General features: G+C 40.9%; 7 protein-coding genes. 4 read left to right on the top strand and 3 right to left on the bottom strand.

Going from position 1 to position 14,341, the window contains the following annotated elements; translation table 11 throughout:
- Window positions 1–346 precede the first annotated feature (346 nt).
- The 4 genes from PL9631_RS21185 (at window position 347) to PL9631_RS21170 (ending at window position 11,080) form a co-directional block, all read left to right on the top strand.
- Entirely contained in the window at window positions 347–2,572 is a 2,226-nt protein-coding gene (locus PL9631_RS21185) for an ATP-binding protein (RefSeq protein ID WP_083624290.1), read from the top strand.
- A 53-nt stretch (window positions 2,573–2,625) separates the two neighbouring features.
- Window positions 2,626–4,299 carry a mechanosensitive ion channel family protein gene (locus PL9631_RS21180; RefSeq protein ID WP_083623415.1) on the top strand — a complete coding sequence of 558 codons (1,674 nt, stop codon included), beginning with the start codon at window positions 2,626–2,628 and terminating at the stop codon, window positions 4,297–4,299.
- 202 nt (window positions 4,300–4,501) lie between these two features.
- On the top strand, window positions 4,502–6,418 hold the full coding sequence (locus tag PL9631_RS21175; RefSeq protein ID WP_197046484.1) for an N-acetylmuramoyl-L-alanine amidase: 1,917 nt from the start codon (window positions 4,502–4,504) through the stop codon (window positions 6,416–6,418).
- Between the two features lie 312 nt (window positions 6,419–6,730).
- A complete protein-coding gene (locus tag PL9631_RS21170) occupies window positions 6,731–11,080 on the top strand; it encodes a transporter substrate-binding protein (protein WP_083623414.1) in 4,350 nt (1,449 codons plus the stop codon).
- A gap of 17 nt (window positions 11,081–11,097) precedes the next feature.
- Here the strand turns inward: PL9631_RS21170 and PL9631_RS21165 are convergent, their stop codons facing one another.
- From PL9631_RS21165 to PL9631_RS21155, 3 genes are all read right to left on the bottom strand, one after another.
- A complete protein-coding gene (locus PL9631_RS21165) occupies window positions 11,098–12,093 on the bottom strand; it encodes a hypothetical protein (RefSeq protein ID WP_083623413.1) in 996 nt (331 codons plus the stop codon).
- A 186-nt stretch (window positions 12,094–12,279) separates the two neighbouring features.
- Window positions 12,280–12,738, bottom strand: a complete 459-nt coding sequence (locus tag PL9631_RS21160; protein ID WP_083624287.1) for an SH3 domain-containing protein — start codon at window positions 12,736–12,738, stop codon at window positions 12,280–12,282.
- 61 nt (window positions 12,739–12,799) lie between these two features.
- Window positions 12,800–14,311, bottom strand: a complete 1,512-nt coding sequence (locus tag PL9631_RS21155; protein ID WP_083624285.1) for an AAA family ATPase — start codon at window positions 14,309–14,311, stop codon at window positions 12,800–12,802.
- Window positions 14,312–14,341 lie beyond the last annotated feature (30 nt).

Below are 14,341 nucleotides of genomic sequence, written 5' to 3'. Positions count from 1 at the left end.
ACAACTCCTGCAATGCGAGCGTCCTCGCTCGCTATAAACAATAATTTACTATCAATTATCAATTATTAATTGTCAGTGATCGTCTTCCCTCCCCCACCTCCCCTGCTCCCCCTGCGGCCACTGAGCCTGTCGAAGTGCCCCCTGCCTCCCCTGCTCCCCCCGCTCCCGCTTTCCCCGTCTGCTGTTACCATGTATAGTATGTGTTAACAAAACTTAACGCTGTATTGGGACACAACTCTGGGTTTCTACAGGCCAATATGGTGTGTAGACAAATCACCGAATTATTACCGTATAGCCGATGAACTCAGAGTTACCCCACAACCGTCAACCCCCAAATCCTCAACAAATGCTGAAACTCCTCAAAAAAATAGGTGAGATTATTAGCAGATGGTGGTCTGAGTTTACCCTGCAAACTCGATTAATGGCCGGGGCGACCCTGGTAGTTTCTCTGTTGATGAGTAGTTTAACTTTTTGGGCGGTCAATACCATTCAAGAAGATGCTCGGATTAATGATACTCGCTATGGTCGAGATTTAGGATTACTATTAGCCGCTAATGTGGCGCCTCTAATTGCGGAAGAAAAACGGGATGAAGTTGCACGATTTTCTCGTCAATTTTACACCAGTACCTCCAGTGTTCGTTATATGTTATACGCAGATCAAGACGGGGAAATTTATCTAGGTTTACCTTTTTCTGATTCGGCGGTACAAAATTCCCTAACCCTGCGGCGGCGGATGCAATTACCCGATAATTTTTTAGCCAGTGTGGAATCGGGAAATTTTGCAGATTTGCCCATGGTCAGACAACATTTAACCCCCGCAGGAGAGGTGACGGATGTTTTTGTGCCGATGATGCACAATGGTCGTTATTTAGGGATTTTAGCCATTGGAATTAATCCCAATCCTACCGTTGTTGTATCATCAAATTTAACCCGGGATGTGACATTAGCGGTATTTGTTTCGATTTGGGTGATGGTAATTTTAGGGGCAGTATTTAATGCTTTAACCATTACTCAACCGATTAAAGAATTAGTTCAGGGAGTTAAAAATATTGCCATCGGAAATTTTAATCAACGGGTTGATTTACCCTTTGGGGGAGAGTTAGGAGAATTAATTTCCAGTTTCAATGAAATGGCGGAACGCCTAGAAAGTTTTGAAGAACAAAATATTGAAGAATTAACCGCAGAAAAAGCCAAGTTAGAAACCTTGGTTTCCACCATTGCCGATGGAGCAGTTTTAATTGATGCTGAACTGAATTTAATTTTAGTCAATCCCACCGCCCGACGCTTATTTGGATGGGAAGGTCAAACGGTAATTGGGAATAATGTACTTAACTTTTTGCCCAGTTTGGTAACAGAAGAATTATCACAACCGTTACAAAAAATTGCTAGTGGAACTTTAGAGGGAGGAGAATTTCGTTGTTCTTTGGGAGAACCAACAAATCGGACATTACGGATTTTATTAACCACGGTTTTATTACATAAATCTCCGGGGATTGAACCCCTGTGTCATAGCTGTATTCATGACACAGAAAATACCTGTGAATTGTCAGAACGTCCCAATGTTCAGGAATGTACTTTATATGAAAATCAGACACAAGAATATGATCTGATGTCAACCCCTATCGAAGAAGGGAAATATCGAGAAAGTTTAAAGGGAATTGCGATGACCATTCAGGATATTACTCGTGAGGTCGAGTTAAATGATGCTAAGAGTCAGTTTATTAGTAATATTTCCCATGAATTAAGAACCCCGTTATTTAATATTAAATCTTTTATTGAAACCCTCCATGATTATGGCGAAGATTTAACCGAAGAAGAAAGACAGGAGTTTTTAGCCACCGCCAACCATGAAACCGATCGTTTAACTCGTTTAGTGAATGATGTGTTAGATTTGTCTCGTTTAGAATCCTGTCGCATCTATAATTTTGAACCCGTTGATATGGCGCAAGTTGTAGAACAAACCTTGAGAACTTATCAACTGAATGCTAAGGATAAAGGCATTGAACTGAGTCGAGAAATAGAACCGGATTTACCATTAGTTGTAGGAAATTATGATTTATTGTTGCAAGTTTTAACCAATTTAGTCGGAAATGCCCTAAAATTTACGTCTTCGGGAGGACGGGTAATTATTCGGGTTTATCTATTAGAAGAAGATAATCTGAAGAAAAACCAAGAAGTAGAAGAAATTGCCAAAGGAGGCTGGATTATTTCCCCTCCTCCTCCCCGTCCCATTGATTTGCATTTAGCTGAAAATCGCCCTAAAACTCGTTATATTAGAACAGAAGTTTCCGATACTGGAAGCGGAATTGCACCGGAAGACCAAGAGGCTATTTTTACTCGTTTCTTCCGGGTAGAAAATCGGGTTCATACCTTAGAAGGAACAGGTTTAGGGTTGTCTATTGTGAAAAATATTATTGAAAAACATCGCAGTCAAGTTCATTTAATTAGTGAGTTAGGAATCGGAACCACATTTTGGTTTGACCTGTCAGTATCCCAGGAAGAAACACCATCCATATCTTTTAGCAATGATGTTTTTATGGGGGGAAAATCCATATCAATTTCTAAAGTATAGAGGCAAAAAATACCGCTATACTCATTAAGTGTTGAATTAAAATATTAGTTAAAATGCGTTTTTTTAAATCAAAATATCAGGCAATTTTTCTGCTCAGTTTAATTATATTGACTTGCGGTTTAATTACTTTACCAAAGGCTTGGGGACAAGTTATACCTGTTAACTCTTTAAACAATTTGTTGAATCCTGTAGATGATTCGGTCATTGTCCAAAGAACTGTAAGATTAGACGGTCAGGAATTGTTTCAAATTACCGCACCTCGTGTTAGTGAGGATGAAAGTAGACATCCACCAATTAATCGCCGAGTTGGAAAAATAGAAAATAGACTTTCATTTGTTGTTAATAGTGATTTTGATATCAATAGTTTACAAATTTTTTATAAAATTAAAAATAGTTTGCCCGTTATTTATGCAGCCTGGGAAGGTCGAGAAAGACCCTATGAATTAATGACCGTTACTCCACTGGATGCCGAAATTAATGGGATTGATTCGGAAACCCATGTGATGGAATTAATTCCGATTATTCACGAGGGTATTATTCAAGCAAAATTAGAACGTAAACCTGAATTTTTACAGCGACAGTTAGGGATTGCTTTTGTACTTTTATTAGGAATGAGTTTGATTACTGGCTTAGTTTGTTGGCGAGAAAATCAGTTAAAGAATCAATGGAAAATCCTCTCTGAAAATGCTCCACCTAAACCTTTGAATCCCCATGCTGATGAGCATACAAAAGCATTTATTAGTTATCAAAAAAAGATTGATTTTAATAAACTACAACGTCAAGCAGCACAGATTTTTAAGTTAATTATTGGATATACTGTTTTTTTTGTGATTTTGGGATTATTTCCTCAAACTCGATCTATTCAATTAATCTTAAGTGCCATGAACTCATTGCTAATTATCACAATAATTTTCTATATTTGTAACCGTTTAACTCTAATATTTGTTGACCAATTCATAACGGCTTTAGAAGATTCTTCTTTTTTAGTTGCTAACCCTGATGTATCTCGCCGTAGAACTTTACGCGCCTATACTTTAACCCGCGCCTTCAAAAGTATTGCAGTCGTTGTCTGGTTAACAATTTGGATCATCACTATCCTCACGATTTTAGAAGTCAATTCCGCCAGTATTTTAGCCGCAGGTAGTTTAATTGGTTTGGCTCTATCCATCATTTTTAATGATTTAATTAGAGATATTATTAATGGGATTTTTATTTTAATTGATGATCAATTTGCCGTGGGGGATTTTATTGCCGTTGGTGAATTATCTGGGAAAGTAGAAAATATTAATTTACGGATTACTCAACTCCGAAGTACCAACGGAAATTTGATTACTTTACCAAACCGAATTATTACCAGTATTCAGAATTTTTCTAACGGTTGGTCACAGGTAGATTTAACCTTAAATGTTGATTATAATACGGATGTAGATCAAGCCCTTCAAGTCGTTGATCAAGTTGCTCAAACGATGAATCAAGATCCGATATGGAGTTTCTATATTTTAGAACCGCCCCGGGTATTGGGCGTTGACCAACTTGATCATAGTGGCATCGGGATTCGGATTTTTATTAAGACTAAACCCCTGGAACAATGGCCTGTAGCACGGGAATATCGGCGACGTTTAAAAATTGCCTTTGATCAGCATAATATTTCGATTGGGATTCCCCAACAAAGTATTCAATTTACAGATTCTCACCGAATCAATGGGGCAACCTCTGAAAAACATTGATAATAATATGATATGATTCACTCGCTTTGTTGATTCTGTCCATAAGGACAAATCACAGTGCTTGGTGATGGTGTTAGGATTCGAGCTTCGGATTGTCCGGCAACGACCGACGACATCTTAGAATCTCCTTTTGGTGTGGCTGTGGGAGTGTCAAACCTTGACCCAAATTCTATTGTTAATTAAGGTTCTTAGCGTGTCACGAATGGGAAAAACTCTATTTTCGCGTTGGTTAATGCCCGGTTTAGTCAGCTTTTTTATTCTGACCTCTCCCGCCGAAGCAGCCAGTCTGCAATCTTGGCAATTTGAAAGTTCTCAAAACCGCCTCAGCTTTACAACCGATGGCGGGGTACAACCCAAAGCTCAACTGCTCTCCAACCCTGCCCGATTAGTGATTGATTTGCCCGGCACGAGCTTAGGAGGTGTCAATCGTCAGCAATTAATTGGGGGAGCGATTCGGGAAATTCGAGTGGGTCAGGTCGATAACCAAACCACCCGGATTGTGGTGGAATTAGCCGATGGTTATACTCTCGATCCTCAAGGAGTCCAATTTCGGGGGATTTCCCCAACTCAGTGGACGGTGCAACTGCCCTCGCCTCGATCTCTAGGCACACCTGCCCCTGCTCCTGCTCCTCCCCCCCCAACCGCAACCCGTCCTTCCCTACCTTTACCTCAAACCCCATCTGTCAGGCCTCCTGCCCCGGCTCGTGTGCCTGCTCCCCTACCTCAACAGACCGTTAATCGTTCCATTCCCCAGCAACCTCAAACCACCTTAGCTCAAGTCGAGGTGCGGGATAATGGAATTGTGCTCCACACCACCGGCAAAATGGCCGATATTGAATTTAAACAAAGTCAAGATCGTAGTTGGATGACTTTGGATATTTTGGGTGCCACCTTAGCATCCCGTTCAAACAGTACCGGAAAACAGGTTAACCGAGATGGGGTAACGATTTCTCAAGTCACCCAACTATCGAGTAACCCTCCTGTTGTTCGGGTTACGATGAGTACCCCAAAACGGAGTCAAAATTGGCAAGCCCGCTCATCGGCCGGAGGGATAGCGGTTTGGCCCCAGGGAAGCACTCCCCCCGCCGTCCAATTGTCGGGAGGATTTGCCAAAATTCGTTCGGTCGAAATCCGCAATCAACAACTTCTGATCCAAGCCGATCAGCCTCTGAACTATAGTAGCGGTTGGGACAATGAAACTCAGTCCTATAGTATTACGTTTTTCTCCGCGGCCCTGGCCGATGGAATTGCCCTACCCCAACGGCAGGTCGGAAGTCCTATTATTTGGACAAGGGTACGTCGGGAAGACCCAGAGACTTTTACCCTATTAATTAAACCGGCAACCCGGATTGAAGTGGGACAAATTAGCCAAGGCAGTCCTCAACAGCTTGCCCTAGCTTTTGTGGGAGAGGGTTTAGGAAGTCGAACTCCAGCAGCCCGTCCCCCCGTCGCCACGGTTCCCACTCCTAATCCTAGACCCTTCTCCCCCCGGACAAATCCCCCTCGAACTAATACCAATCCCTTCCCCTTTCCCCCTCGTACCGCTAATCCTCCCTCTAATAATCCGATTCCTAATGGTCGGGTGGCGGTGATTATCGATCCTGGACATGGGGGCAGTGATCCCGGTGCGGTGGGTGTGGGGGGACTGCGAGAAAAAGATATTGTTCTATCGATTTCTCAACAGGTAGCCCAGATTTTGCAGCAAAATGGGGTACAGGCGGTGATGACTCGTTTGGATGATCGCACCATTGAGTTAGAACCCCGGGTGGATATGGCTAACCGGATGAATGCGACGTTATTTGTCAGTATTCATGCCAATGCCGCCACGAATGCAGCAGCGAGTGGGATTGAAACCTTTTACTACAGCAGTGGTTCTCGTCTGGCCCAATATGTGCAAAATAGTGTGATGGCCAGTTTTTCCCAACTGCCCAATCGTGGGGTAAAACAAGCGCGTTTTTATGTGCTGCGAAATACCTCTATGCCTTCGGTCTTAGTCGAAACGGGATTTGTCACTAATAATTATGATGCCTATATGTTGGGTGATCCGGCTCAACGCAGTCGCATGGCCCAAGCGATCGCCCAGGGGATTCTCCAATATTTAAGGGATAACCGATATTAAAAGATGGACTGTTAACCAACAATATCCCCAGAGGAAAATATTAGAGGAAATCCAGAAAAAAATTAACACTTCTGGGTTTTTTCCCTGTGGAGACGTTCCAGTAAATCTCTACAGTAGGGGAGCATTTGTGCTACCGATCAAATGATGTTAATTCATCCCAATATTGTTGAATTAGGAATTTAAGCCGATCGTAGCTTAGACTATTGTGATAGGACAGGTCTATCTTGTCAGTTGTATTAAGGGTAAAGAATTTGAGGGTGCAGCTATCTTACCCTAAGTCGAAAATTTAGTTCTACCAGCCGTTAATCAACTATGCCAGGTGTACGAGTCGGGTTACTGCATTCTCTGAGCGGAGCGATGGCCTATAGGGAAAGGCTGTTGCTGGAAACGGAATTAATGACCATTGCCGAAATTAATGCTCAGGGGGGGGTTTTAGGGCAAATCATTGAACCCGTGATTGAGGATGGTGCCTCAGACTGCTTCACCTTTGAACAGAAAGCCCAAAAATTAATTCAACAAGATGGTATTACTACCCTTTTTGGCTGTTGGACTTCCGCCAGTCGTCACGGCGTTAGACCGGTGCTCGAAGCCTTCAATGCTCAACTTTGGTATCCGGCTTCCTACGAAGGGTTGGAGAATTGTAGCCAAATTTTCTATACGGGATTTTGTGCGAATCAGCAAGTTGAATTAACCATTAGTTGGTTATTGCGAAACCAGAAAACCCGGTGTTATTTATTGGGTTGGGATCAGGTGTTTTCCCATACCCTGAATAAATTGATGAAAGTGCACCTCAAACATTATCGGGGGGAGGTGGTGGGAGAGGCCTATGTTCCTTCTTCAACCCTAGATTTTCAACCGATTATCACTCGAATTCGACAGGCACAACCCGATATTATTATTAATACCCTTAGAGGCGATCGCAATTTAAGTTTTTATCGCCAATTTTATGAAAGTGGAATTAGGGCTTCTGATTTACCCATTTTAGCCACATCCTTCTCAGAATCAGAAGCGCAAAAACTTCAAGAGGCCGCCGTTGGTCACTTCAGTTGTTTTCATTATTTTCAAAGTTTAAATACCCCAGAAAATCATCAATTTGTTCAAACTTTTAAACGCTTTTATGGAGAAGAACGGGTTATTAATAACTCTATGGCAACCGCCCATACTCAAATTCATCTCTGGAAACAAGCCGTTGAATTAGCTGAATCTTTTGATATAGAACGGGTGAGGATTGCAGCTTATGGACAGCGTTTTTTGTCTCCTGGGGGGTTAGTTCGTTTAGAACCTAATCATCATGTTTCTAAGGTTTGTCGCATTGGTCAGGTATTACCTAATCAACAATTTGAGGTTTTATATACCAGTGAAAAACTGATTAAACCGTTGCCTTGGTTGGGGTTTAATGAAGATAATTTTAATGCTTCTGGTATTGTTTTTGAGTTATTATCGGAAGTGAGTCAAGGGATTGAACGAGCCGAACAATTAGAACAAAAATCGATTGAACTCGAAGCAACAAAAGCACAACTCCAGCAGGAAATTGAAACCCGCAAACAGTTTGAATTAGCTCTGCAAAAAGCCAATGAACAGTTAGAAAAAAAGGTGGAAGAACGCACCGCTGCCTTAAAAGAATCGAATGATAATTTAGTCCAAGAAATTGTCCAGCATCAACAATCAGAAAATGCTCTACGCATGGCGAGAGATCAACTGCAAACGGTTTTAGATGCGGTTCCAGGGACGGTTTCTTGGATTGATTCTAATTTGTGTTATATCGAAGTTAATCAGCGATTAGCGGATATGCTGAACCTCCCCAGGGAGAGTTTTGTTGGTCAACATATTGGGTTTTTAGGAACCAGTTTAGAATTCCAAGATTTTGTTCAAGATTTATTTGATAGTCCTGAAATTGACGCCTATCGAGAAGTTAGAAATCAAGTGAATGGGGAATGGCGATATTATTTAATTGTGGCTCAAAAATATAATTATAATCGGGCGGCTTTTGTCGTCGGAATTGATATTACTGAACGCAAACAAGCTGAAGAATCTCTCAGAAATGCTAAAAATCAATTGCAAACAGTATTAGAAGCGGTTCCCGGTACGGTTTCTTGGATTGATTCAGATTTGTGTTATATCGAAGTCAATCAACAATTAGCTAATATGTTAAACCTCCCTCGGGAACGTTTTGTTGGTCAACATATTGGATTTTTAGGAACCAGTTCGGAATTCCAAGATTTTGTCCAAGATTTATTTGATAGTCCTGAAATTGACGCCTATCGAGAAGTCAGAAATCAGGTGAACGGACAATGGCGTCACTATTTAATTGTGGCTCAAAAATATAATTATAATCGGGCGGCTTTTGTCGTCGGAATTGACATTACCGATCGCAAACAGGCGGAAGAATCTTTGATTAATGCCAAAAATCAATTACAAACAGTATTAGAAGCGGTTCCCGGCACGGTTTCTTGGATTAATTCAGATTTGCGTTATATTGAGGTGAATCAACGGTTGGCAGATATGTTTAGTATGCCTAGAGAAACTTTTATTGATCAAGATATTGGTTTTTTAGGCAATCATTCAGGGTTTACTGAATTTATCCAAAATTTATTTGATAGTCCCTCTATTGATGCTTTTCAAGAGGTTTCATTTGTCCTGAATAACAAGTTACGATATTATTTAATTGTTGCCCAAAAATACAATAATAATCAAGCGGCTTTTGTAGTGGGAATTGATATTACTGAACGCCGGGATGCCGAAGAAGCATTAAGACTAACCCAAGACCAATTAGAAGCAGTATTAGATGTGGTTCCGGGTACGGTTTCTTGGATTAGTTCAGATTTACGTTATTTGGGAGTGAATCGTTATTTGGCATCGACCTTTGACCTCAAACCCGAAGATTTTGTCAATCAAGATATTGGGTTTTTAAAAGCTAGTTTTGAGTTTAATTATTTCGTTCAAAACTTTTTTGATCATCCCGACAAAGACTCCTATCAAGAAGTCATGTCTGTCATTCAAGGTAAACCTCGAAATTATTTAATTGTTGCCCATAAATATAACGAAAATCAAGCGGCTTTCTTTGTGGGAATTGATATTACAGAACGCAAACAAGCGGAAGAAGCCTTAAAACAAGCAGAAGCTAACTATCGGAGTATTTTTGAGAATGCGGTTGAAGGCATATTTCAAACTACATCTACGGGGATTTATTTAAGTGCAAATCCGGCTTTAGCTCGAATTTACGGTTATGAATCTCCTGAAGAATTAATCCAAAATTTAACGGATATTCAAGACCAACTCTATGTTCAACCCCAACGTCGGCAACAGTTTGTTAAACTATTGGCAGAACAGGGGGCAATTGTTGGTTATGAATCTCAAATCCGACGCTTAGATGGACAGTTAACTTGGATTTCAGAAAATGCTTTTGCAGTCCGAGATGAAGCCGGAAACCTACTTCATTATGAAGGAACCGTTGAAGATATAAACGAGCGAAAACAAGCGGAAGCAGCCCTACAAAGGGCAATGGAACAGTTAGAAATTCGGGTGGAAGAACGTACCGCTGCTCTGCGGGAAGCCAACCATCAATTAGTTCGAGAAGTTGCGGAAAGAACACGGATTGAAAATGCTTTGCGAGAGTCAGAAGCCGAACTTAGAGCTTTATTTGCTGCGATGACGGATGTAATTACGGTGTTTGATGCTGAAGGAAAATATAAAAAGATTGTCACCACCAATTCCGAGGTTTTATATAGTCCGACAGAAGAACTGCTGGGGAAAACTGTGTTTGAAGTTTTTCCAGCTAGTCATGCCAGTTTATTTTATAATCAAATTCAAGAAGTATTAAACACCAAGCAAACTTTAAATATTGAATATAGTTTAGTTTCTGCTGAATATCAACCCGGACATCATGGCACTAATTCATCCCCTTTGAATCTTGGAGATGAAGTTTGGTTTGCTGCAACGGTTTCTCCCATGCCAGATAATTGTGTCATTTGGGTAGCAAGAAATACAACCGAAAGACGAAGAGTTTTAGAAGCGTTAAAAGCAGAACAGGAAAAATCGGAACGGTTATTACTCAATATTCTGCCGAAATCTATTGCCGAACAACTGAAACAAAATCATCATTCTATTGCCGAACGTTTTGAACAAGCTACGATTATGTTTGCAGATATTGTAGATTTTACAGGATTTTCTGCTCGAATTTCTCCCTCAGAATTAGTCAATTTCTTGAATCAAATTTTTTCTGCTTTTGATGAATTAGCCGAGAAACATCATTTAGAAAAAATTAAAACTATTGGAGATTCCTATATGGTTGCTGGTGGCTTGCCCACTCCTTGCCATGACCATGTAGAAGCTATTGCAGAAATGGCTTTAGATATGCAGGCGGAAATTCGCCGATTTCAAGGACAAATGGGTCAATCTTTTAATTTAAGAATCGGAATTAATACCGGGCCAGTGGTGGCGGGTGTCATTGGCACGAAAAAATTTATCTATGATTTATGGGGAGATGCCGTTAATATTGCTTCTCGCATGGAATCCCAAGGAGAAGTGGGTAAAATCCAAGTAACAGCCGCCACTAAAAACCTTTTAAATGGTAAATATGACTTTGAAGAACGGGGTTTAATTGATGTTAAAGGTCGAGGAGAAATGCTCACCTACTGGTTAAGTAAACGGCGATTTCCCTAACAACATAAATCCTAGAATTAACCTCCTATTTCTTCAAGTGTTTTTAGGCAAGAATCTGCCATTTTAGCAAATCTTGACACCGGGAAGTTTTCTAGGTGCATACCTCGGTAACTCAAAGCTGCCAAAAGATGGCAACGGGCATCAGTGAACTCACAATCTAATATCTCACAATGGGCATTTACCTGTTTACGAAGTTGTTTTTTTCCTAATTTAAAAGATTGGGCTAGTCGAATTAAATCATATATCCCATATCCTTTAATCATGCCACCGGGCCAATCAATGATCACAAAACGCTCTTGCCATGGTCGGTTTTCCGCGCTGCCCAGGGAAGGAGGAGCGATCAGAACATTACCTTTCCAAAGATCACCGTGCATCAGCGTATGACAAGGATGCCAAGTTCCTTTAGCCAAACGTTCGAGAGTGTCTAATGCCGCAACACGAACGCGATCGGTAATCGTTTCTAACTCCACTAAATGCTGAAGTGGAACGATAAAGTTTTCTTCTATTTCATCGGAGTTGACTTTTGTTACTGTCGCTTCAGTAATACAAGTTAACCATTTGAATAAGGAGGGACGTAATAAAAAACGTTGAGCATACCACAAAAGCCGTGAATCACTTAACGGCTGACAATAGGGTAGGACAGCGTAACTTAATTCATCAACTTCCCCCTCACATAAAGCCCCTAAAATATGATATCCTAATTTTGAACCTACTCTCTGCTTGGCTAAATATGAAGATTCTACCCCCCGTGCAATTATCTTTGGAGATGCAGGGGAAGAACACAACGCTACAGCTATCTTGCGGTTTTCCTGATCTTTAATTAGGAATTTTCTAGTCTCATCTTTTACACCTTTGGGCTGACCAAACATCAAGATCTCTCCGATGCTGACGCGATCACTTAATACCTGATGGAGAGATTCATGGAGAACTTGATAAAATTTAGAAACTTGATTTTCTGATATGGAATCTTTGTATTTATCATTTTCATAAAAATTTAATTGAGATTGAATCATTTGACTTTCTCCTTCCAGGTTAAGACAGGGTTAACTGCAATTTAACCTTATCTTAACTTGGAAGCTGAAAATGTCCAACTTTTCTAGCAGCCGTGAGCAACCCTCCTGTTTAAACAGCAAAACAAACCTGACCTGCTGTTCAGACAGGTTATCAAGGTCAGATACTCAACCCAAAAATCTTAAAAATTAGTTTTCCGATTCAACTTTTTCTGTATTTCCACCCTTAACCCATCCCGTGCGATCGCCATCGCTGATTACCCTAACTTTTTGCCATTCCTTATTGTCACTTTCTCCTAGGACAACCACTTTTTCTTGATAGGCAATCCCGCCAATTCGATTCGCGTCCGTACTGGGACTATCGCGTAAAATCAAACCAATCGGCTGGGTGACAATCGCCCGATAAGCACCGGGTTCAAGCTTTTCTGCTTCTGGAGTTGGCGTTGGGGTGGGCTTGACCGCGGCTTGGGGAGTGGCTGGCTTTGCTGCTATTTTTGTTTGCGGGTTATCATTGGGAAAAGTCGGACGTTCTGGAAGTTCGGATAAACGGGCTGCGAAATATAAAGCTGTGGCGACGGTTGCACCCGCTAAAATCAAAATTGCCAGGAAAAAACCCACAATAAATTTAAAAACACCATAAAGATTCATAGTTTTGGGAATATTTCTATACATGAGTTTTAAACCGAATTTAAAGATAACTATAATACCATCAACCGGATAGGCGACGATTTAAACTACTCTGTCGAGAAGCTAAACGGGCTTTCCCAGCCGCTGCCCACTCTTGCAGAAACTCAATTTGTTCTTTAGCAGTTCTGGCTAAGGGGACAATTTGACTCGCTGCTTCTAAAATATCATCCGTTGTGAAATCTCGGTTTTGACTAAAACCAATGTGCATGGCTTCAATTAAGGTTTGTTCAATTTCCGCCCCAGAAAAATCCGGGGTTTCATAAGCTAATCGTTCTATATCATAATTTTTAATATTCTGAGGACGTAGTTTGGTTAAATGCACTTCAAAAATTTCTTTTCGTTCTTCTTGATAGGGTAATCCCACAAAGAAAATTTCGTCAAATCGTCCCTTTCTTAACATTTCCGGGGGCAAGGTTTGAATATTATTTGCCGTGGCGACGACAAAAACCGGGGAGGTTTTTTCAGCTAACCAAGTAATAAATGTTCCAAACACCCGATTACTGGTTCCTGAATCTCCCTTACCATCTAATCCCGAAAAGGCTTTATCAATTTCATCAATCCATAATACACAAGGCGCTAAGGCTTCGGCTAATTGAATCATTTGTCGGGTGCGAGATTCCGATTCTCCGACCAATCCCGCAAATAGCCGCCCCACATCTAATCTTAATAGGGGTAAATGCCAATGGTGAGCGATCGCTTTTGCCGTTAAGGACTTTCCCGTGCCTTGAATTCCGACTAATAATAACCCTCTGGGATAGGGTAAACCATATTGTCTCGCCCGTTCTGAAAACGCTCCTCCCCGGAGTAATAACCAATCTTTTAAATTATCTAATCCGCCAATATCAGAGATATTTTCCTGGGCAGAATAGAAGTCTAAAATTTGAGTTTGACGAATAGTTTGGCGTTTTTCTTCTAAGATTAATTCAATATCATCGGCCTGTAATTCTCCATGGGTGGCGATCGCTTTGGCTAAAATTCGGCGAATCCTTTCAATAGATAGCCCCTGAGATGAACGCACCATTTCATCTAATAAACGAGGATCTAACGGATTTCCTGTTGTGATTAATAGCCGTTCAACTTCCGTTTTAATTTCTGCTAGATTGGGTAAGGGAAATTCTAAAACCGTTAACACTTCACTCAAATCAGAAGGAATCGAAATTTGGGGAGAAATAATCACCAAATTCTTGGGTTGAGATTTTAATTTTTTGGCTAAATTTCTTAATTTTCGCGAAATTGAGATATCTTCTAAAAATCGATGAAAGTCCCTTAAAATAAAAATACCAGCCATTGCCTCCGGTAGTTTTTCTACAAATTCTAAGGCTTGTAACGGATTGCGTTTTCCGGCTCCTAAATCATTGGGATTTCCCTGTTGATATCCTTCCACAAAATCCCAGATATAAACCCCTCGGTTGCCCTGATCTTTTGCCGCTTGTTTAATTATGGTTTCGACTCGTTCTTCTTCTAAAGTCGGAATGTAAATAATAGCGTAGCGCGATCGCAATAATAGCTTCAATTCCTCATTGAATTTACTCATAGAAGGGGGGGCAGGGGGAGCAGGGGGAGC

Origin of the sequence: Planktothrix paucivesiculata PCC 9631, from assembly GCF_900009265.2 — a bacterium.
In the GTDB taxonomy this organism is placed as follows: domain Bacteria; phylum Cyanobacteriota; class Cyanobacteriia; order Cyanobacteriales; family Microcoleaceae; genus Planktothrix; species Planktothrix paucivesiculata.
This window is presented reverse-complemented; position numbering and strand designations above follow the sequence as displayed.